This window comes from Sphingobium sp. RAC03 (assembly GCF_001713415.1).
In the GTDB taxonomy this organism is placed as follows: domain Bacteria; phylum Pseudomonadota; class Alphaproteobacteria; order Sphingomonadales; family Sphingomonadaceae; genus Sphingobium.
Map to the genome: position 1 here is coordinate 58,105 of NZ_CP016457.1, position 20,623 is coordinate 78,727.

16 protein-coding genes and 4 pseudogenes are annotated in these 20,623 nt (G+C 61.8%); 15 read left to right on the plus strand and 5 right to left on the minus strand.

The features are described 5' to 3' along the window. Positions 1-154: 154 nt before the first annotated feature. The 3 genes and pseudogenes from BSY17_RS20295 to BSY17_RS20300 form a co-directional block, all read right to left on the minus strand. On the minus strand, positions 155-358 hold the full coding sequence (locus BSY17_RS20295; protein ID WP_069067146.1) for a hypothetical protein: 204 nt from the start codon (positions 356-358) through the stop codon (positions 155-157). A gap of 298 nt (positions 359-656) precedes the next feature. After that, a complete protein-coding gene (locus BSY17_RS21705; protein WP_171899307.1) occupies positions 657-827 on the minus strand; it encodes a hypothetical protein in 171 nt (56 codons plus the stop codon). A gap of 157 nt (positions 828-984) precedes the next feature. Next, positions 985-1,419: pseudogene (locus BSY17_RS20300) on the minus strand (IS5 family transposase); the annotation flags it as partial. Positions 1,420-1,438: 19 nt separating this feature from the next. Between BSY17_RS20300 and BSY17_RS21990 the strand changes: the two are divergent. After that, positions 1,439-1,740: pseudogene (locus BSY17_RS21990) on the plus strand (MFS transporter); the annotation flags it as partial. A 302-nt stretch (positions 1,741-2,042) separates the two neighbouring features. On the opposite strand, the gene BSY17_RS20310 reads toward BSY17_RS21990, so the two are convergent. After that, entirely contained in the window at positions 2,043-3,395 is a 1,353-nt protein-coding gene (locus tag BSY17_RS20310; protein WP_069064624.1) for an IS1380 family transposase, read from the minus strand. A gap of 135 nt (positions 3,396-3,530) precedes the next feature. On the opposite strand from BSY17_RS20310, the gene BSY17_RS20315 reads away from it, so the two are divergent. Next, positions 3,531-4,298 carry a thioesterase family protein gene (locus BSY17_RS20315; protein ID WP_069067149.1) on the plus strand — a complete coding sequence of 256 codons (768 nt, stop codon included), beginning with the start codon at positions 3,531-3,533 and terminating at the stop codon, positions 4,296-4,298. 188 nt (positions 4,299-4,486) lie between these two features. Here the strand turns inward: BSY17_RS20315 and BSY17_RS21065 are convergent. Next, a pseudogene (locus BSY17_RS21065) lies at positions 4,487-4,722 on the minus strand (MucR family transcriptional regulator); the annotation flags it as partial. Positions 4,723-4,865: 143 nt separating this feature from the next. On the opposite strand from BSY17_RS21065, the gene BSY17_RS21995 reads away from it, so the two are divergent. The 13 genes and pseudogenes from BSY17_RS21995 (at position 4,866) to BSY17_RS20375 (ending at position 20,595) form a co-directional block, all read left to right on the plus strand. Beyond that, positions 4,866-5,393, plus strand: coding sequence for a hypothetical protein (locus BSY17_RS21995; protein ID WP_069067150.1), 528 nt, complete (start codon positions 4,866-4,868; stop codon positions 5,391-5,393). A gap of 213 nt (positions 5,394-5,606) precedes the next feature. After that, positions 5,607-5,956 (plus strand): annotated as a pseudogene (locus tag BSY17_RS22000) (hypothetical protein); the annotation flags it as partial. A gap of 85 nt (positions 5,957-6,041) precedes the next feature. Continuing rightward, positions 6,042-7,145 carry a type IV toxin-antitoxin system AbiEi family antitoxin gene (locus BSY17_RS20325; RefSeq protein ID WP_083217230.1) on the plus strand — a complete coding sequence of 368 codons (1,104 nt, stop codon included), beginning with the start codon at positions 6,042-6,044 and terminating at the stop codon, positions 7,143-7,145. Further along, complete coding sequence (locus BSY17_RS20330; RefSeq protein ID WP_069067151.1) at positions 7,142-7,999, plus strand: nucleotidyl transferase AbiEii/AbiGii toxin family protein; 858 nt, start codon at positions 7,142-7,144, stop codon at positions 7,997-7,999. The genes BSY17_RS20325 and BSY17_RS20330 overlap by 4 nt, the downstream gene beginning before the upstream one ends. A 22-nt stretch (positions 8,000-8,021) precedes the next feature. Further along, positions 8,022-9,131, plus strand: a complete 1,110-nt coding sequence (locus tag BSY17_RS20335; RefSeq protein WP_069067152.1) for a metallophosphoesterase family protein — start codon at positions 8,022-8,024, stop codon at positions 9,129-9,131. Beyond that, entirely contained in the window at positions 9,128-11,791 is a 2,664-nt protein-coding gene (locus tag BSY17_RS20340; RefSeq protein ID WP_069067153.1) for an AAA family ATPase, read from the plus strand. The genes BSY17_RS20335 and BSY17_RS20340 overlap by 4 nt, the downstream gene beginning before the upstream one ends. Positions 11,792-11,849: 58 nt before the next feature. Further along, on the plus strand, positions 11,850-13,040 hold the full coding sequence (locus BSY17_RS20345; RefSeq protein ID WP_150125864.1) for a hypothetical protein: 1,191 nt from the start codon (positions 11,850-11,852) through the stop codon (positions 13,038-13,040). Next, a complete protein-coding gene (locus BSY17_RS20350; RefSeq protein ID WP_069067155.1) occupies positions 13,033-14,862 on the plus strand; it encodes an ATP-binding protein in 1,830 nt (609 codons plus the stop codon). Before BSY17_RS20345 ends, BSY17_RS20350 begins: the two co-directional genes overlap by 8 nt. Before the next feature lie 155 nt (positions 14,863-15,017). After that, positions 15,018-15,695, plus strand: coding sequence for a vWA domain-containing protein (locus tag BSY17_RS20355; protein ID WP_069067156.1), 678 nt, complete (start codon positions 15,018-15,020; stop codon positions 15,693-15,695). Continuing rightward, positions 15,685-16,449 (plus strand): PP2C family serine/threonine-protein phosphatase, encoded by a 765-nt coding sequence (locus BSY17_RS20360; RefSeq protein ID WP_069067157.1) that lies wholly within the window; start codon positions 15,685-15,687, stop codon positions 16,447-16,449. Before BSY17_RS20355 ends, BSY17_RS20360 begins: the two co-directional genes overlap by 11 nt. Further along, a complete protein-coding gene (locus BSY17_RS21750) occupies positions 16,446-18,605 on the plus strand; it encodes a topoisomerase DNA-binding C4 zinc finger domain-containing protein (protein ID WP_069067158.1) in 2,160 nt (719 codons plus the stop codon). Before BSY17_RS20360 ends, BSY17_RS21750 begins: the two co-directional genes overlap by 4 nt. Positions 18,606-18,733: 128 nt before the next feature. Beyond that, positions 18,734-19,759, plus strand: a complete 1,026-nt coding sequence (locus BSY17_RS20370) for a site-specific integrase (RefSeq protein WP_237236618.1) — start codon at positions 18,734-18,736, stop codon at positions 19,757-19,759. Next, entirely contained in the window at positions 19,756-20,595 is an 840-nt protein-coding gene (locus tag BSY17_RS20375) for a GIY-YIG nuclease family protein (RefSeq protein ID WP_069067159.1), read from the plus strand. Before BSY17_RS20370 ends, BSY17_RS20375 begins: the two co-directional genes overlap by 4 nt. Positions 20,596-20,623 lie beyond the last annotated feature (28 nt).

The following is a 20,623-nucleotide window of genomic DNA, read 5'->3' on the forward strand; positions in this document are numbered from 1 at the left end:
CGATATTCTGCATCACCGCCTTCGAATGCTTCGGCGTTGAACCCTCTCGAACCTGTCAGTTTGGATTCTCGGCGAGTCGTCCCCAGATAGGGCTTGATCGGATAACGAAAGCCTTGATCCACACGGTATAACCGAATCTCCATCGGCAGCCGCCTCACCCCCCCAGCGCGTGCTCTTCAGCCGTTACCGGATCGCCATTCGCCGGGCGAAGCGAAACCGCCTCCGTGATCCATACCGCCGACATGGCGATGATGGTCAAAATCAGGCTTATCATCAGCACGTAGCGAACGATATGCGGGGTTTCGCCGCCGCTGGCTTCCTGTGTGTTAAGATGCATTTGATCGCCAATTCTTTTCATGGTCCGTCTCCCAGTCGCGCGGCCGTCTCTGCGGACGGGGAACGACAATCATTGCTGCATTCGCGACCCGTTCGCCAAGCGCGAACGGCCAAGAAGGGTTCTGGCAGATAGTCGGAAAGGATAGGCAGGTCTGCGACGCGTCTAAGCGCGCACTGTATCACCCTCTCCCGGCGACGTGCCAAGCATCCGCGTCGCTTATAGCACCTCCAAATGCGGCTGACCACGCTCATAATCGCCTTCGGGCGCGTTTCCGAGGAACGATTGTCTGGGAAGGCGGGGAATGATTTCGAAGATTGCGTCACCCTGTTTCAGCACGGCGATGAACATCAAGCGTGATCGCGATCCCGGGCAGTACACCGATGCCGAGAGCCTGGCGGCGGCCGGTGAAATCGCCGACACCGGTGTAGATTGCAGCCGCGTCGGAGTTTACCGGGACACGGAGCCCGATCGGCAGAATAAGAGCTGTCATCTCCGGCTAGAGTCTATGAACGACGACGGCTCGACGCGCTCTGCGAGTTCAATCCTCACTTGCTCCCGTCCTCGCCCTTAGCTCGTTTCAGAAACTTGGACTGACGCTCCGTGGTTGGTGGCGGTCGCGCAGCCCCGGATCGTCGGACAATAACCCTCTAGGCCACCGACTCATTATGGCGCAGCCAAATGCGGATGGACGCGAGTTGCACTGAGGCCAGGAAGTTGTCGTCGCGCTTGTCGTAGCGGGTCGCGACTGCTCTGAACTGCTTGAGTTTGCTGAAGAAGCGCTCGACGAGGTTGCGGTAGCGATAGAGGAAGGTGCTGAAGACCGGTCGGCGCTTGCGGCCCGGCATGGGCTTGATGTTGGCCCAGACCCCGCGTGCGGCCATCTCGAACCTGAGTGCGTCGCTGTCATAGGCGCGGTCGGCCAGCAGCACGTCGCCATCGCTCAAGGTGCCCAGCATATCAGCAGCGCTGCGGCCATCGTGCGCCTGGCCGGCGGTGAGCTTGAGCGCGATGGGCAGACCGTTGGCATCGACCAGCGCGTGGATCTTGGTGGTCAGGCCGCCGCGCGAACGGCCCATGCAACCGGATCCCCCTTTTTATCGCCTGTTCCTGGTGCCGCAGGCCATGGCCTATGTGTGGCTGGGACCGGTACTCTCGGCGATCCAGATGCTCGTAGTGCCGGCCGCGCGTTCGACCGCCTCGGCGCTCTTCCTGCTGATCAACAATCTCATAGGCCTGGGGGTGGCATCTTCGCGCTCGGGGCCCTGTCCGACTTGTTGACACCACAATACGGGCAGGATGCGCTGCGTTACTCGATGCTATATTCGTTGGGGCTCTATCTCGTCTCCGCTCTCTTGATGACACTCGCCGGTCCGCGTCTTCGGCGAGACTGCGTGCCGCAATGACGTTGCCCTTTCTTTGACCGTTTCCACACTTGATCAGCGTCATTCCCCGGCTTCGGCCTGCGGCTGAAAGCCGTCGATCGCGACTGGGGAAGTGTTTCCGCGACCAAGCATTTGACGGGGCCCGCTAGCCCGCTAGCCTCTCTTATTCACCGGTCTGCTGCGTGATGGCTTAATCCGGGACGGGGTGGCAGGCTGAGGCGGCCAGCGCGAGTTGCCCTGTGGCGACTATTTCATCGCGTTTGGCCGAGAGGTTTGCGGGGTTTCTGGACAGGGTGGATCGATCTGCGGCCGCGCCGCGCCGTTCAGGTCGGCGCGGCTTTGAGGGCGCGGGCGATATGCTGGAAGATGTCGGCGTCGGGGCAAGCGCTGGCGAAGGCGATGCGGATGCGGCTGGCGGTTTCGACGACGCGGGCGGCGACCTTGATGAGGCGGATGCGGATGGTGGCGAACTCGGCGTTCCTCAGCGCTGCGGTGGCGGGCACGGCCTGCCGCAGCTTCCACATCAGCCAATATGCGGCAGTGTGGAGGATGAGGCGCATCTGGTTGGCATTGGCCGATCGGCAGGAGGTGCGATCGCTCTTCAACTGGGTCTTGTGGAGTTTGATGAGGTTTTCAGCCTGGCCACGAGCACAATAGAGCGTGTCGTAGATGTGCTCGGCGCTACCAAGCTCGATCGAGGTGACGACGAAGCGGATATCGAGGCCCATAGTGCTGGCTTCGATCCGCGCGACGACCCTGCGTTTGGTCGGCCCCCAGGATTTGGCGGCGTAGCAAGTCTCGGCATAACGGCGCAGCACGCCCAATCCCTGCAGCGCCCGGTCGGTGGCACAGGCATCGCCGCGATTGACGATGACGGGATCGGCATGGAGCGCCTTGTTGCCGGGCAGGCCGAACACATAGTCGATGCCGTTCGCCTCGCACCACGCCATGATCTCGGGGCGGCCGTAATGGCCATCACCGCGTAGCGTGATGCGGGTATTGGGCCAGTGGCAGCGGATGCGCCGGATCAGCCGACGCACATGGCCTGCCGTCTCGACCCCCGATGGGCTCTTGCCGGTGCGCAGCAGCATCGCCACCGGACGTCCAGTCGCGGTGTCATAAACATGGATCGGCAGGAAGCAGCGCTCGCCATAATGGCCGTTCCAGAAGGAGAGCTGCTGGCCGCCATGGACGACATCAACTGTCTCATCTATATCAAGCGTCACCGCGACCGGCGGCACGGGATAGCTCGCGCAGTAGAGATCAACGAGCGCGCCTGTCAGACGCACCAGTTCGCGCGTCGTCGGCGCATTCTCCCAGCGGCTCATCGTTGGCTGGCTTGCCAGGCCGATCACGCCGCCGGGCAGTTTGCCGAGCGCCAGCTTGAACCCAGGATCGTGACGCAAACTGTCGAGATCATCGGCATCTTCATAGCCGCAGGCGATCGCCAGCATGCGAGCGCGCAGGATGTCGTCGAGATCGTGGACGACGCGGCTCTGGTCGCGAGGGTCGCAAATGCAGGCGGCAAGCCGTTCCGCAATGCCAAGCTGTCGCTCGGCCTGCGCCAGCAGCAATACGCCACCATCGGATGTCAGCCGACCGCCGTCGAAGGCGGCGGTCATTTTCTTGCGGCAAATCGCTGGGAATGAGAAACCGAGGAGGCTATCATCTGCCATGGCGGTCGTGGCACTTTCTGTCCGGCGTAGAGGGATGATTTAAGCACCCTTTCTCTACTCCAGATCAGTAACTTACGCCACGTCCGCCAACCCCATCCCATGCCGCCGGTGAATAAGACGGGCTAGAGCATTATCATGTCTTTTTTCGAACGACTGACCCCGAATCGATTTCGCGCTACAGAGCTTGTCAGCGGCGCTTGGAACGTCAGTGAGCAGCACATTGCGCCGGCGCTGGGGTTGCTCGCTCATGCAATCGAGCGGGACCATGCAGCTCGTCATGAGACATCATTGACGCTGGCCCGCATTTCGTACGACATTCTCGGTACTTTGCCGATCGACGAATTCGACATTGACGTATCTGTGATCCGGCCAGGGCGGACGATCGAGTTGATCGAAGCGCGTCTTATCTACGCGGCGCGCGCCGTCGTTATCGCAAGGGCGTGGCTTCTTCAAACTCCCGATACGTCCGCAATTTCTGGGACTCCGGTGCTCGAAATCCCATCGCCTGAGACCATGGACGAGTGGAAAGCCGAGACATTGTGGCGGGGCGAATTTATCCGCTCTGTCGAGGTTCGCCGATCGTTACTCGAGGTAGGGCGCGCAGTTTCGTGGGTCCGTTCTAGAGCGCCCCTGATTGCGGGAGAGAGCGTCAGTCCGACGGCCAACGCGCTCGGGATCATCGATATAGCTAATGGACTCGCGGCGAGAGTGGACGTCGATAAGATCACTTTCCCGAATATCGACTTGACTGTTCACCTTGTTCGCAAGCTTCGAGGATCATGGCTGGGCTTGGACACGATGGTGTCGTTTGGTCCTGATGGTATCGGCCTAACCCACAGCATAGTTCACGATCAGTATGGACCGATCGGAGTCGTGTCGCAAAGTTTGACTATACGGCGCTAACGCATCCCAAAGCGTCGGTCGTCGGCTACGCTCGAAACCCGAGGGTTCCCCTTGGGAGTCGGCTCGGCGGCTGCCTCGCGATGGGCTGTCGGGCAGGAGAAAGCACGCAAGGTCAGCTTGACTTCAGGTCGTTCAATGTGGTGACTCAAGCGTCGGCGGCACCAATGAAATAAGCGCGGCGGTCGCGATCATGCGGTCGGATGCGAGAGTTTCAGCTTCTTGCGTGAAGTACGAGGCTTGCGCTTTACGGAATAGTCGGGAGCAACCATCGAATAGTTGGCCGGGAGATTTCATTGGCGCGATAGTCGTCAGGAGTCATCTGACAAAGGGCCATCAGATGGCACTTGAGCATCTTGAGCTTCTTACCATCCTCGAGGCAGATAATATATTCGGGCTTGACGGATGTGCGCACCGAAACCGCAGGTCGTGCCGGTTCGCCCACTGATGCCAGCCTTCACCACCTGTGACACTTTACCTCACGCGTTGGTAAAGTGTCACGCTTGGCAAAATCGTGCATATAACCATGTTTGGGATTCACATGGCGGATGGGTGTGTTAGGTTCATGCTATGTTCCAGCCTGATCTCTTCTCGACCGATGACAAGGAAACAATGGACCTACCGGCGGTGATCGAACGGCTCGCCGCCATCTCGCGGCGTCCGCGTTATACCTATATGGTCCTCAACCTGATCGCGAAGGCAGCGGGATCTACCGGCAGAGCCGGTCCATATGTCCAGGACGCCGGTCGGCATATACCGCTTCGCGATTGGCTCTGTGACGCTCTGGTACCCATGGCCCAGCGGGACGCACGTCGGCTCACTATTGTCGAAGCTGTCCGGAGCGACCTTGAACGCCGGCATGCTCTTCCCGCCGATGAGGAGGCTGCGGCCCGCGTCATCGATCAAGACGTCCGAGCGCGCGTTCGCAGTTCCGGCCGGTGCAACGTCAGCAGGGCCGTATCAGACCTTGTACGAGCAGGCCTCGTAAAGCGCCATTATCAGGGCTATAGGGTCGATCATCACAATCGCGGCGCGCAGCGCGAAGCGGTCTACACCATCACCCATGAGGCTCGACGAGCTCTCGGTCGGTACAGCTAACCACGCAGGGACACCGAACGGGATGATCCACCCGATGTTGCATCCTGAGAAACGCCATCGTTGCGGCTGAGATACTTTCCAAGATCAATGGATGAACAGGATTATTTCTGTCCGAGAAGTGTAATTCTCGGACAGTGGATTGATGCGCGGAAGCGGGTGCGATATGGATCGTGCGATGACCGGGAATGAGGATCCGTCGCGACTGGTGCCGATCGCCGTGTTCCCGTCCGGGACTGGCTCTCAGATGCGATGGTCCCGATGGCGCAGCGTGATCCCAAGCGCCGCGCGACGACAGCCGCAGTGCGCGACGAACTCTCCCGCAGTGGAGATCTGCCGGCCGATCCCGCTGAGGCGCATGCAATCATTGACGCCGAGGTGCGGCGCCGTGTGCTCCGATCTGGTCGGTGCAGTCAGTCGGGCGGTCTCCGATCTGGTGAAGGCGGGGCTCGTTCGTCGGCATTATCAGGGACCGGGTGGACCACCATAATCGTGGCGCTCAGCGCGAGGCGGTGTACACCATCACCGAAGCAGCTGCGTGTGCGCTCGTATCTCAACGGGCCTGATGGAAGTGAAGTTTGCCGGGGTACCGCTTTTCACCATTCCAAGGATTTCACCGACTCGTTGAAACGGTGCTTCTAGTGAAATAATTTGCTATTTCAGCGGAATCGTGATTTCAACGGTCCGGTGAAAGACCCAACCGGCACCGAACGACGGGCGGCAGAAGCGCTCAAGGCCTTCCTTGGCTCGATCCCCCAATTTGCCCTTGGCCAATTAACGGTGACCGGCGAGCCCGGCGAGTCCGATCGCGGTGTCGACATCGTTGCGGAAACGGAGTTCGCCGGCCGCCCAGTCAGGCTCATGATCGAGGTCAAGGGCAACGGGCAACCCCGGATAGCGCATCAAGCGGCCTACCAGCTCAAACGCTATCTGGATCAAACCGGCCAGGACGGTGTGCCGATGTTTATGGCGCCCTATCTATCCGAACAGGCGCAAGCGGCATGCCGGGACGAGGGCATCGCTTACCTCGATTTCCAGGGCAACGCGCGCCTCGTCTTCGATACCATCTACATCGAACGCAAGGTTGAAGGGAAGCCAGAACCCGAGCGACGCTCCCTTCGCACCCTGTTCAAGCCCAAGTCGGCCCGCATCCTGCGCGTGCTGCTGAACGAACCTCAAAGGGCTTGGCGCGTGACCGAACTCGCCGAAGAAGCCAAGGTCAGCCTGGGGCTGGTCAGCACGATCGGATCCGCGCTGCGCGACCGCGATTGGGCCGATCAAACCGAACAGGGGCTGCGACTTGTCGATCCTTCCGGTTTGCTGGACGAATGGGCACGCAACTATGAGCAGCCCAAAGGCGAAGAGGTTCGGCTCTATACCCACCTCCACGGCAAAGCCCTGTCCGAGCGTCTGCGTGATTTGGCGACCGAGGAAGGGAGGGCGGCACTGGCCTCGTTCAGTGCCGCCGATTGGTACGCGCCCTTCGTCCGCCAGAGCACGAGCTATTTCTATGCCGACGAGAAGGGGCTCGGCGCCTTGCGGACGATTCTCAATCTGAGCTCGCCGGCGAAGGGTGCGAACATCGTCGTGCGCATCCCCGATGAGGATGGCGTGCTCGATGACGCGCGACTGGTCGCCCCGGGAGTCATTGCGACCAGTCCCGTCCAGACCTATCTCGATCTCATGGCGGGCGGCGAGCGTGGCGCCGAAGGAGCCGAACATCTGAAAAACAAGCTCTTGCGGTGGCCAGCATGAACGACGAACCGCAATCGGCCACAGATTACGACGATCGCACAAGCGCCGCGGTACGATCGGTGCTCGTTGAAATCGGCCAGACGCTGGGCAGCTTTCGCGGGAAGTTCGCAGTTATCGGCGGTGCCGTTCCATGGCTGCTGCTCGAGGACAGCGAGATGCGCCACGTCGGCACCCTCGACATCGATCTCAGTCTCGATGCGCATGCCTTGGCTGCTGGGGAAGAGTATGTCGCTCTTGTCGATGCCCTTCACGGCCAGGGTTACGCCCCTCGTGACACACTCAAATATTTCCAGATGGTCCGGACGGTGCAACCGAAGGATGATGGACCGCCGATTGATGTAATCGTTGATTTCCTGCGACCCTATGACGCCGTTCTGGAAAAGAATCGGCCGCCGCTCACCACTGAGTTCGCGACCCAGCGCGCATCCGGTGCGGAGTTGGCCATCCATTTCCACGAGCTCGTCGCGATCGAAGGCGACATGCCCAAGGGCGGGACCAACAAGGTCATGATCGCAGTCGCCTCGATTCCGGCGCTTCTCGCCATGAAAGGCTTCGCGCTCGAGGGGCGGTACAAGCAGAAAGACGCCTACGACGTCTATTACTCGATTCGGAATTATCCCGGCGGAATCGACGCGCTCGCCGAAGATTGCCGCCCGCTGCTCGATCATCAGAGCGGCAGAGATGGCTTCGCGCATGTTGTCGCGAAATTCGACGACCCGGACGGCTACGGTCCGACGTGTGTGCGCAACTTCGTCGAGGGCTCCGACATCCTTGATGGCCGAACCCCGGACGAGTGGCAACAGGATGCCTTTGGTCAGGTCGATGCCTGGGCCTGTGCGATGGGGCTGCGATGACACACCGATCTGCGGGGCCACGATGAAGCTCATTCACACAGCGGACTGGCAGCTCGGAAAGCCATATGGCCGGTTTGAGCCGGAGGTACGCGCCGCGCTCTCCGAGGCACGCTTTGACGCTATTGATGCTATCGGCAAGGAGGCAGTTCGCCACGGCGCGGATCATGTCTTGGTCGCCGGCGACGTCTTCGACACCGAGGGACCAGAAGACCGCACGATCGTCCAGGCGATCTCCCGAATGGAGCGCTATGGCTGCAAGTGGTGGCTCCTGCCGGGCAATCACGACTTTGCGCGCAATGGCGGCCTCTGGGACCGCGTGCGCCAACGCGCCGGTAGCCGCATTACCGTCTTGTCAGAAGCGCAGCCTCACGAGATCGAGCCGGGCGTCTGGCTGCTGCCGGCACCGCTCACGCATCGCCACAATCTCGACGATCCTACCGAGCGCTTCGACAGCATGGAAACACCTGGCGCTCGTATCCGCATCGGCCTCGCACACGGATCGATTCGCGACTTCGGCACCCAAGGCGAGACCAAAAACCAGATCGCTCCCGACCGGGCCCGTCGCTCTTCCCTTAGTTATCTTGCGCTCGGTGATTGGCATGGGACGCTCAACGTCGATGCGCGCACCTGGTACGCCGGCACCCCCGAAACCGATCGTTTCCAGCGGGACGACCCCGGCCATGTGCTGCTCGTCGACGTTGACGAGGGTCGCGAACCGTCCGTTACCCCGATCCGCACGGGACGTTTCCAGTGGATCAGGCAGAGCTGGATGGTGAACGACCAGGCCGGCTTCGATGCCGAGTGTAGCCAATTGCTGGCATCTATCGATCCACCGTCAACGCTCCTCGAGCTATCCCTGGCCGGAATCACCAGCCTCACCGACCGGGTCGGGATGCTTGGCAGACTGGAAAACGACGTCGGGCACCGCGTCCGTTATCTCGACGTTCGGGCCGCCGACCTTGTCGGCCGCCCCAGCGAGGATGATCTTGCAAGCCTCTTGGTAGAGGGCATGCTCGGCGTGGCAGCGGCGAAGCTCTCCGCCTTAGTGGAGACTGGCGGTCCAGATGTATCGATCGCGAAGCGGGCGCTGGAGCGCCTGTTCGTCGAATATAGCCGGGAGGACAGGGCATGAGCCTGTACCTGCGCCGGATCGCCGTCGACGGCTTTCGTAAATTTCGGGAGCCGATGGCGATCGAAGGCCTGACCGACGGTCTGAACATCGTTATCGAACCCAACGAAACCGGTAAGTCGACAGTGTTAGAGGCGCTTCGCGCCGCGTTTTTCGTGCGCCACGGTACCAAGAACCAGCTTGCCCAGTCGTTCGCCCCTTATGGTGAAGCCGTCGGTCCGGAAATCCGGGTTTCATTCGATGCCGATGGTGCACCGTGGACTGTGACAAAGCGCTTCCTGCGGGGCGCCTCGATCGAAGTCACCGGGCCACAGGGCAAGGCTCAGGGCGAAGAGGCCGAAGCTCGCCTCCACGCACTTCTCGGGTCGGTTCGCGACACCAGCCAGAAGGGCGATGCCGGGACATACGGTGCTCTGGGGCTCCTCTGGGTGGCACAGGCCGACGCGCTCGCCGTCACCGCGCCAGGACAAATCGTCCGCGACACGGTCCGATCGACGCTTGAAGCCGAGGTGGGCTCGATCATGGGTGGCCCCGCCTACACGCGCGTCCGGACCAGGATCGACGAGCAATTCGGACGGTACTGGTCTCCAACCGGGCAAAAACGAGGACGACAGAACGAGGCGCGAGAGCGTGTCGAGCTGGCCGAAGGGGCCGCGCGCGACGCCGCTGAACGCCTAGCCGGACTGGAAAGGACGTTCTCCGACCTCGAAACCGCGCGCGCCAGGCTGAAGGTCCTTCACCGCGAGATCGCCGACGACACGGATGCCCAGACGCGCAAGGATCTTTCCGCCTCCCTTGAGACCGCGCGCGCGGCCGCGCAAATCCTCGCCACGCGCCGGGCCGAGCATGAAGCCGTCACCGCGAAGATGCGCGGCCTGGAAGATCTCGTCGACCGTCATCGCAAGGCGATCAAAGAGCGCGACAGCGCCGAACTCGCCCTCGGGCAAGCGCGCGCGCGCCGCGCCGACGTCCGCGATGGCTTGACCACGGCGCAGCAAAGACTTGTCGATACCCGCAGCGCCCTGGGGGCTGCGCGAACTGCGCGGCAGGAAGCTTGGGGCGCGCTCAGCACGGGTGAGGAGCTTCTGCGCGCATCGCGTCGCAGGACTGCCGTTGCCGCGGCACGCAAGCGGCACGCCGAACTTGTCGATTTTGAACGGCTTCAGGACGAGGCGAAAGCCCTTGCAACGACGCTTATTGCCGCAAAGACCATGGAGACGATCGAGGCTAACGAGCGGCTTCTCGCCGAAGCGCGCGCACTGCAGGCGGCGGGCGCCACGCGGATCGCCCTGTCAGGCGATGCTGCTGGCATATTGATCGACGGCGAGCCGATGGCGCTCGGCGAACGAGTCCTGACTGGCGAAACCCGTGTTCGGCTCGGCAACGCCGAGCTGATCATCATACCACCGGCAGGGGCGGCAAGTGCCGAAGGAGCGCTCTCCACGGCGCTGGAAAGACAAAAGTCCGCGCTTGCGGAACTGGGGGTTGCGAGCCTGTCGGCGGCACGCGCACGGAACGATGCTGCGCGGGATGCCGCAAGCGAGCTGCGTACAATCGCGGCGCGCATCGCCGCCGTGACGCCGGCCGACGACAGTATCGGGCTCGCTGCCGGCGCCGACGCACTCAAGCTTTTCCTCGTCGAATTGGTCAATGATGCTGATACGGTCCCAGCTGAACTCCCGGATATCGCGCTCCTCACCATGACACTGGAAGCAGCCGATACTGCGCTTGCTCGCGCCGAAGGTGCTCAGGAAAGCGCTGTCGAAGCCCTCGGCCGCATCGAACAGGAGGATGCGCCGCTGGCCAGCGCGGAAGCGGGCGCCGCCAGCACTCTCGCCAACGCCAGCACCCAGATCGAGACGATTGAGGGCCGCCCGGAATTCCCAACTCTTGCGGCTGATGTCGCTCGTGCCCGCGAGCAGACTGCCGAGGCGGCTGTGAGGCTTGAGCAGGCCTCACGCGATGCTACCGCGCACGACCCGGCGGCGATCACGCGGAAAATCGAGACAATCGACGCCCGGACCAAGGCAGCGGGGGAGGCGCGCACCAAACTCGAGATGGAAGTCGCCCGACTGGAAGGGACCATCGAGAGCGAGGGAGGCAAAGGTCTCGCCGATCGGGAGGCTGGTGCTCGCGAAGAGGCGGAGGCGGCACGCGCGGCTCTGCAGCGCATCACTGAGGAGGCCGACACGCTTAAGTTGCTGCGCGATACGCTCGACGAAGCGCGCGACGAGACGTCAGCCAAGTTCGTCGGCCCGGTCGCAAAACGGGCGAAACGGCATATCGAGCGGCTTTTGCCGGGATGCGACCTTAGCTTTTCAGAGGATCTGACCCTCGAAGCTGTCGTGCGCGGCGGGATCAGCGAAGGGTGCGGCGATCTGTCGCGCGGCACACAGGAGCAGCTGGCGGTGCTAACGCGGATCGCGTTTGCGGATATGCTTCTTGAACAGGGCCGGCCGGTATCGCTGATCCTGGACGATCCGCTCGTCTATGCCGACGATGCCCGGCTCGACCTGATGGTCGAAATATTGAGCGAGGCGGCCGAGCGGATGCAGGTCATCCTGCTGACCTGCCGCGATCGGACATTCCGCCATGTCGCGGCGAACCGGATCAGCCTTTCTTCCATCATTTTGAAAGACCGCCTCAATGCGTCGGCGGCCTGAACTCTCCTTGACCGGTTGGGACCAGCGGCCCACCCTCAACATAGGGGGATGAGTGCTCGTGGCGCGGACTGCCGAATATTCGATCAAGGGTTACGTTTATCAGTTTCTCCGATATCTTTCGGAGATCCTCGCTGCGACTGACGGCGCTACAATAACGATCGAGGGAGCGATCGAGGACATCGACGTCACGACACCGGACCTGACGACGGCCGTTCAATGCAAATATCACGAGCAGGCTGAGAAGTTCACACTAGGAAAGGTCTACAAGCCAATCCTGCTGATGCTGGAGCACTTCTCGCATCATAGCGCCCCTCCTAAGGTTCATTACAGGCTCTTTTGCTATTTTCCTGGTTCGTCCGGGTCACAATCCTTAACGCGCGCAGAGCTGGAAACAGTACTCGCCACCAATTCCGTGCCCCTAAAGGCGATTGTGGCACGCCTCGCGCCCGGAGCGGATCTGGACCTGTTTCTGAGCCGGTTTTCGATCGAATTTGGGCCTACTTGCGAGGCGCTTCAGGACACGGTCCTAGCGTCGCTGAACGCAAAGGGCTTCTCGTCCGAAGACGTCGATGCGATCGTATATCCGAACGCCTTCCAGCGCATTGTCGACCTAGCTACTCGGTCGACAGCGGCGGAGCGGACGGTTGAGCCGTCGGCTTTCATCACGGCGCTGCACGATGTGCGGCAGGTCACCTTCACGCGCTGGACTCGCGAGCTTGCGACCCGTGCCAAAATTTTTCAGCGATTGCGCAAGGATCTCAAATTCTCGCTCGGCCAGAATTCACGAGGGCGGCACTTCGTCATCGATCCGACGATGATCGCCAACTTTGACGGCGAGATAGTCAGATTTATCAAGAAGTTCAGCGAGCGCTACAGCTTCAAATATCTGCACGCCAACCCGCCGCTCTTCGCGATCACGGGAGAATATGACGTCGGCGCATTGCAGACGAGACTGCACGACGTCGGCCTCCGATGTGCCAACGGCTTGGTGGGCGGCACCGAGTTTCGGCCCACAGAACTTTTCCGAAAGCCGATGCGACGGAAAAGCCCAGACGAGCTCGAGTTTAGGGTGAGGCTGGCGAAGCGCTCGGTCGTGACCGAAATAGGCCCGAAGCGACCGGATGACCTGTTCCTCGTGAACATCGCAGATGACGACTGGGACCATCCGGACGTCAACGTTCACAAATTCGAGATCGAGCGTCTCTCCGACCTGGAATACGCGCTTCAGCTAAGGAACGATTATGCTTGAGCTTGGAGCCCCAATCGGCTGCGTGACCGACAGCTCGCCCTCACTTATTCGAATTGAAATCAGCGGTGCGGAGGAGTTCGAAAAGCACAAGTCGAAGCTCGGCGTAGGGCAATATCTCCTGATCGCCTCGGGCAACAGTCTGCACCTGCTGAGCACGATCACGGCGGTACGCGCGTCTCATACCGAGCGCTCTCATGGCTCTGGTGATGCCGAGGTCGGCGGAGAAGTCGAGGCTGTCGCCTTTCGATTTCAGGTCGACACGCAACCCATCGGGACCTTGTCTGACGAGAGCGAATTCACCCGCGGTTCACATTCATTGCCGGTACCGACCGAATTTGCCTATGTCACTCCTCCAGAGGTATTGAGCAGCATCTTTTCGGACCAGATCAAATCCCCATTTCCGCTGGGTACACTCAGCATCGCCCCTGAAGTCCGGTTCGACATCGATGGCGACCGGTTTTTCAGCAAGCATGTCGCCGTGGTCGGTTCGACTGGATCCGGCAAGTCATGCGCCGTTGCCAAGATCCTTCAGACGGTGGTCGGGATCGAGTCCAAGGCGAACAGCCATAAAGCCGCGCAAAAGAACGCGCATATCGTGATCTTCGATATCCATGCTGAGTATGCTGCAGCGTTTCGGCTTGCCGACGAGGAGAGTTTCACACTCAACCTGCTCGACGTGGACACTCTCCGACTGCCCTATTGGCTGATGAATGCCCAGGAACTGGAGGAGATGTTCATCGAGAGCAACGAACTCAACTCGCACAACCAAGTTTCGCAATTCCGCCATGCCGTCGTGCGGAACAAATGTCGGCATAACCCCGGACTTTCAAACGTGTCGTTCGATAGCCCGGTTTACTTTTCTGTCGACGAGGTGGTGACCTATCTGGAGAATATGAACTCGGAGGTCATCGGCAAGTTGCCCGATGAAGGAAAGCCAAAGCTGGCTGACGGAACGCTTATCGCGGACAGAGACGCGTATTATTTCAATGCAGCGCAGAGCTTCGTGGTTTCGTCCACCGCGGCCGCGACGAAGGCGTCGAATGGTCCTTTCCACGGCGAGTTCGATCGGCTTATCCTCCGGCTCCGTACCCGTCTCGCAGATCCGCGCCTTCGCTTCCTCTTCTATCCGCAGAAAGCCGATGGTAGCCCGTTATCGACCGGTGACTTTGCGGACGTGGTGCGACAATTCACCGGCTACCTCACGAAATCGAACGTCTCCATCGTGGACCTCAGCGGGATCCCATTCGAGGTCCTGAGTATCGTCGTGAGTCTCATTTCCAGAATGATCTTCGACTTCGGATTCCATTATTCGAAAAGCCGACATGTGGGCGGCCAGGTCAGCGACGTCCCCATCATGATCGTCTGCGAGGAAGCGCATAATTATGTGCCTCGATCCGGCGGTGCTCAGTATGACTCTTCCAGGAAATCGATCGAGCGCATCGCCAAAGAGGGTCGAAAATATGGGGTGACGCTGATGGTTGTCAGTCAGAGACCGTCGGAGGTCTCAGAGACAATCTTCTCGCAATGCAGCAACTTCATTGCTCTACGACTCACCAATTCGGTCGATCAAAGCTATATCAAATCGCTGCTTCCCGACCTGTCTGCCGGGATTGGCGACCTCCTTCCCAACCTCGGTCAAGGCGAATTCCTTACAGTCGGGGATGCGCCATTGATGCCGACCGTCGGACGATTCGCCTTGCCGGTGCCTGAGCCGCATTCGCGAAGCGTCAATTATCTCCAGGAGTGGAATGCGGGATGGCGCGAGGTCAATTTCGACGACGTCATAGAGCGTTGGAGGGGGAAGATGCTCGCTGCCTCATGATATTCAGCGCGCCACCACCCGGCTGGATGAGCCCGTTAGAGCGCCGGGCAACGTTCAGCGGGCCGGGAAAGGTGACCACCGCTCGCCATCGGACTGGGCCGATTGCGCCGCTGTGGCTAAAACGAAACCAACTATTGGTCGGGGGAAACTGATTCGTGGACGATTTTGAACAGCAGCCATTTGCCGATGCCGAGTTTGCCGAGAACCCTGAGCAGCGCTGCCCATGCGTCCTCCTGATCGATACCTCGTCCTCGATGCGCGGCGCGCCGATCGATCAGCTCAACCAGGCTCTCATCGAATTCAAGGAAGAGCTAATCGGCGACGCCATGGCGGCAAAGCGCGTCGAGCTGGCGATCATCACGTTCGGCCCCGTCCAGACCCGAACTGACTTCACCACCGTCGACGGCTGGTATCCTGAGGCCTTTGAGGCAAACGGCGTCACGCCCCTCGGAGAGGCCGTGGTCTCGGCCCTCAATCTTCCGGGGGAACGGAAAGACCGGTACCGCGCGAACGGCATCAAATATTACCGCCCATGGATATTCCTCATCACCGACGGCGCGCCCACGGATGACTGGCAGGAAGCTAAGCGCCGCGTGCATGCGGGCGAAGAGCGCAAGGAATTCATGTTCTACTCGGCAGGCGTAGAGGGCGCAGACATGTCGGTCCTCTCCCAGATCGCCACGCGTGCGCCGCTCAAACTTCGTGGCCTCGCCTTCCGGGAACTGTTCCAGTGGCTCTCAAGCTCGCTGAGCGCCGTCTCGCAGTCCAATCCTGGCGACGCCGTGCCGCTTGCCAATCCCACGGCACCGGACGGCTGGGCCGTTGCCGGCTGATCTCGGGCGGTGGCGCTGGGCCGCCGCCTCGAGGATCGGAACGTCGCACCTTCGAGCCGGCACCCGGAAACAAGACGCCTACACCGTCAAGGTGCCCGGGCCTGATGCGCTATGCGTGATCGTTTCGGACGGAGCCGGCAGCTCCAGCCATGGCGGCGAGGGCGCCTCCCTGGTCTGCCGGATGTTGTCGACTGCCGTCTGCGGATGGATCTCCGATGAGGAAGGACTGCCGTCCGACGATCAGATCCACGAGTGGATCGATCTCGTTAGGGACCGGATCGCACTCGTTGCGGAAAAACGGGAGCTCACAAAGCGCCAATTCGCCTCGACGCTGATCGCCCTTGTCGTCCGTGGAGAGGAACTGCTCGCGCTGCAGATCGGAGACAGCGCCCTGGTCGCGCGGAAGGAAGGGCAGTGGGAGGCGATCTGCTGGCCCGAAAATGGCGAGTTTGCGTCCACCACCTATTTCGTGACTGACGATCCAGAACCGCGCCTCCAGATCGCTCGCAAAGCCGCCGGCGACTTTGACGCCTTCGCGGCGTTTTCCGACGGGATCGAGAGCATCGCGTTGCACCATGCCCACCAAGAGCCTCATGCGCGCTTCTTTGATCCGATGATCAAACCGGTCGACCAGGCGGCTGAGCGTGGGCGACTTATCGGCCTCTCGGCGGCTTTGGGACGTTACCTCGACGGCCCGGCCATCTGCGACCGCACTGACGATGACAAGACGCTGGTACTGGTATCGCGGGGGTGACCCAGCCTGCGATCAAGATCGATGGTCGGCCATTCGCGCTGGGCAAGCGCATCGGCAAGGGGGGCGAAGGTGAGGTCTTCGCCGTCGAGAACAAGCCCGACAGCGCCGTCAAAATCTACAAGGACGAGCTGCGGGCGAAACGGGAACCGAAGGTTCGCGCGATGGTCCTTGCTGACCTTGCCGACACCGCGAAATTGGTGGCGTTCCCGGCTGCGATCGCGACCGACGGTCGCGGAGGCTTCCTCGGCTTCCTGATGCGCCTCGTATCTGGCTACCGGCCGATCCACGAACTCTACGGCCCTAAATCTCGCAAAGCCCATTTCCCGAAGGCTGATTACCGCTTCCTCGTGCGCGCGGCCCTCAACGTGTCCAGTGCGGTGGTGAAGGTCCATCAGAGCGGCTGCGTCATCGGCGACTTCAATCATTCTGGTGTCCTGGTATCGACCGAGGCGACGGTCTCGCTCATCGATGCGGACAGCTTTCAATATTCCAAAGACGGAAAGCTGTTCCCGTGCGTGGTCGGCGTGCCCGATTTCACGCCGCCCGAACTGCACGGTGCCGATCTATCGTCTGTCCGCCGCACTGAAGCGCACGACAATTTCGGCCTGGCGGTGGCAATCTTCCACCTGCTGGCAATGGGAAAGCACCCCTATGCCGGCCGCTTCTCCGGTGGTGACCTTTCGATGAGCGACGCGATCGCACAGCATCGCTTCGCCTTTTCGCAGGCACGCGCATCCGAAACGCGCGCGACCCCGCCGCCCGGATCGGTGAGCCTCAACGACTTCCCACCCCAAATCGCCGCCGCATTCGAAGCAGCCTTCGGTCGAAATCCGGCGGCTCGGCCCGGTGCCGTCACCTGGGCAACGCTGATGAAAGAACTCGAGCAGGCGCTGAGCCACTGCGGAAAGGTACGAACGCACTATTATCCGTCAGCAGCGTCATCCTGTCTGTGGTGCCGTGTGGCTGGCCAGTCCGGGGTCGATATGTTCCCCGACCTGCTTGGGCCCACCCCGCACGTCGCGGCCGGTGGGCATTTCGACGTAGAGCGTATCGCCGCGCAGTTCGCGGCCATCAAATTGCCTGATCCAGCCTCGTTGCTCCCACAATGGTCTGGTCAGATTACGGCCACGAGCGAGGCGGTTGCCGCAGCCAACCGCGCACGCATCGGGCATAGGGCCCTGGGGGCTGTAGCTATGCTTGCCGCGATAGGCGGGTTTCTGGCCGCCGCCAATTTCGCGATCATGTGGATCGGCATCGGCATCTTCGGCCTCATCAGGTTCTTCGGCGGATCGGTCGAACAGGCACCGTTCAAGAGGGCTTACAATGACGCGGTCGCCCGGGTTCGTTCGCTTCAGCAAGGATTCGTTGATCGGCTTGGCCTCACCGAGCTGGTCACGGTCAAGACCGACGTCGAGGCCTGGATCCGATCGTACCGCGACCTTGATCGTGACCTCGCGCAGAACATCCAGAAGTTGAAGGCGTCGCGCGAAGCTCGGAAGCGGGAGGAGTATCTCGATCGCTTTCTAATCCGCCGTGCCCGCATCGCTGGCATCGGCCCGGCCAAAACAGCGACCCTCGCATCCTATGGCGTCGAGACCGCAGCGGACATTAAGCCGAACGCGGTACGCGCTGTGCCCGGCTTTGGTGAGGCGATGACGGCGAAGCTGCTGGCCTGGCGCAAAGGGCACGAAGACAAGTTCAGCTACAGCTCGGTTCCAGACGCTTCCGACGTACAGTCTGAGAATGCCGTGCGTGCCAACTGGGCCGCGAAGCGCGCCGATCTCCAGACCAAGATACGCTCTGCCTTGGCGGCGCTAAACACAGCGCCGCAGCAGGTCGCAATCCGTGCGCGGAACGGCGATCCCGCTCTGCTGGACGCGCTCGCAAAGCGCGCTCAGGCAGCACACGATCTCAAGGCGCTTGGAATGCCTGTACCGACTGCTGCACCGTTTACGATACAGACCCGGCAGGCACCATCGTCGGTGCCACCTCGAGGTGGTCCGCCTCGCTCAGCGCCGGCTGGAAGCGCATCAGCGCCAAGCTGTCCACCGTGCGGATCGTCGATGCGGCGTCGGACCGCTCGGAAAGGCCATCGCGCTGGGAACCAGTTCTGGGGCTGCAGCCGCTATCCGACGTGTCGAGGAACTCGGAACTAGAAGCCGCCGAGACGGAGCGCTCACTGAAGACGTGTGTCCGATAATGTTTTTTATCGGACATGACTGGTGGTCGATTCGGAAGGGTGGCATAAGCGCAAAATTGGCCAATCTCGACGGCGGCACCGACTTTGCACGACCCGATTCCCGATGACGATGCCGACGCCGGCGAACGACCCGCATCGAACCTGCCCGTGGTCGTGTCGGCCGAGCCGAGCCTGCCCGACATCCTCGATCGCAAGATCGAGCGCGCCACCGCCTACGCGAATGCCGCGAGATCGGCCGCGACCCGCAAAGCCTATGCCTCCGACTGGGTGATCTTCACGCAATGGTGCGCGGAGTTGGCGCTGACGCCGCTGCCGGCGTCGCCCGGCCAGGTCGCGACCTTCGCGGCGGACCAGGCCGATGCCGGTCTCAACCCCTCGACGATCGTGCGGCGCGTGGCCGCCATCGGTCACTACCACCGCGCGAGCGGCTATCCCGCGCCGACCGCCCAGCCCGACGCCGGCGGACTCGCCGAGGTCATGGCAGGCATCCGCGCCGAGAAGGGCACGCGAAAGGTCAAGAAGCGGCCGGCGGACGCCGCTGCTCTGCGCAACATGCTGGCCGAGGTTCAAGGCGACGGCTTACGCGCGGTCCGTGACCGGGCGCTGCTCGCGATCGGCATGGCGGCCGCGCTCCGGCGCTCCGAACTCGTCGCCCTCGAGTTGGCCCATGTCGGCCTCGTTCCCAAGGGTCTCGAGATCCTGGTCGCCCGCTCCAAGACCGATCAGGACCGCGAAGGCGCGACCATCGCCATTCCGGAAGGAACGAGGATCCGACCGAAGGCTTTGCTGCTCGAATGGATGGCCGCGGCCGGCCATACGAGCGGTCCGCTCTTCAGGCGCCTCACCCGCAGCGACCTGCTCACCGACGACCCTATGTCGGACAAAGCCGTCGCGCGTCTCGTCAAGCGCTATGCAGCGGCGGCGGGATATGACCCCGGCGAGTTCTCGGGTCATTCGCTACGATCAGGCTTCCTGACCGAGGGCGCCGGCCAGGGCGCGACGATCTTCAAGCTGCAGGAAGTCAGCCGGCACAAGACCGTGCAGATCCTGTCCGAATATGTCCGCGACGCCGATCGCTTCAACAACCACGCCGGAGAGCGCTTCCTGTGATCCTCGCCTTCACCGACCTTCTCATCAAAGTAGGTTGCGAACCTGCCCAGGTCCGCCTCCTACGCCACCAGACCAAGGCTCCGAGCGGACGGACGCCCTATGCCTTGTGGCGCGATCGCCTGCCGGCGTTCGAGGAGTACCAGTGTGTGCAGACCAGCGCGAACCGGCCGAACCTCGCCGCTCCGCTTTGGGCGAGCTTCGTAGTGCCGCCCAGCGGCACGACCCTCTTCGTGGGGCTCTATTCGGCCGAGCGCGTGAGCATGGTCGACAGCAGCTGGATCGATCCGCTTTTCGATCGACCCGGCACGGACCTCACCAAGGACGGCCTCGATCGCTACGAAACACGCCTGACCGACAGGCTGGCCGATTACATCGGCCGCCTGTCGATCGGATGGGGCGCGGGGACGAGAAGCTGCGTTCAGCGTGCCGATCGCCAGAACAAGGAGATCGTCGAACTCACCCGCGTGTTCAGGGAGGACGCGTTTCCGGGCTACACGCATTTCATAGCGCTCGTCTCCGAGGTGGAGACGATGCCGGTGGGCTGGATCGCCGCCCTGCGCGCAGCCCGCGGGATCTACCTCCTCTCTTCTCTGAAGACGCGGGAGCAATATGTGGGCTCAGCGACCGGCGATGGCGGATTCCATGCCCGCTGGCTCAACTATGCGGCCGATGGCCACGGCGGCAACATCGGGCTCAAGAGCAGCGATCCGAGCGACTATCAGGTGAGCATCCTCGAGGTCAGCGGATCCGCGCTAAGCGCCGCTGAGATCATCGCCGTCGAGCAGCTGTGGAAGCGCAAGCTGCAGAGCCGCGAGATGGGCCTCAACCGAAACTGATATCGATTTGACCGGAAGGCACTGCAGT

Coding starts and splice junctions, on each gene's coding strand:
- BSY17_RS20295 (WP_069067146.1), bottom strand. CDS start 358: ATGAAAAGAATTGGCGATCAAATGCATCTTAACACACAGGAAGCCAGC.
- BSY17_RS21705 (WP_171899307.1), bottom strand. CDS start 827: ATGACAGCTCTTATTCTGCCGATCGGGCTCCGTGTCCCGGTAAACTCC.
- BSY17_RS20310 (WP_069064624.1), bottom strand. CDS start 3,395: ATGGCAGATGATAGCCTCCTCGGTTTCTCATTCCCAGCGATTTGCCGC.
- BSY17_RS20315 (WP_069067149.1), top strand. CDS start 3,531: ATGTCTTTTTTCGAACGACTGACCCCGAATCGATTTCGCGCTACAGAG.
- BSY17_RS21995 (WP_069067150.1), top strand. CDS start 4,866: ATGTTCCAGCCTGATCTCTTCTCGACCGATGACAAGGAAACAATGGAC.
- BSY17_RS20330 (WP_069067151.1), top strand. CDS start 7,142: ATGAACGACGAACCGCAATCGGCCACAGATTACGACGATCGCACAAGC.
- BSY17_RS20335 (WP_069067152.1), top strand. CDS start 8,022: ATGAAGCTCATTCACACAGCGGACTGGCAGCTCGGAAAGCCATATGGC.
- BSY17_RS20340 (WP_069067153.1), top strand. CDS start 9,128: ATGAGCCTGTACCTGCGCCGGATCGCCGTCGACGGCTTTCGTAAATTT.
- BSY17_RS20350 (WP_069067155.1), top strand. CDS start 13,033: ATGCTTGAGCTTGGAGCCCCAATCGGCTGCGTGACCGACAGCTCGCCC.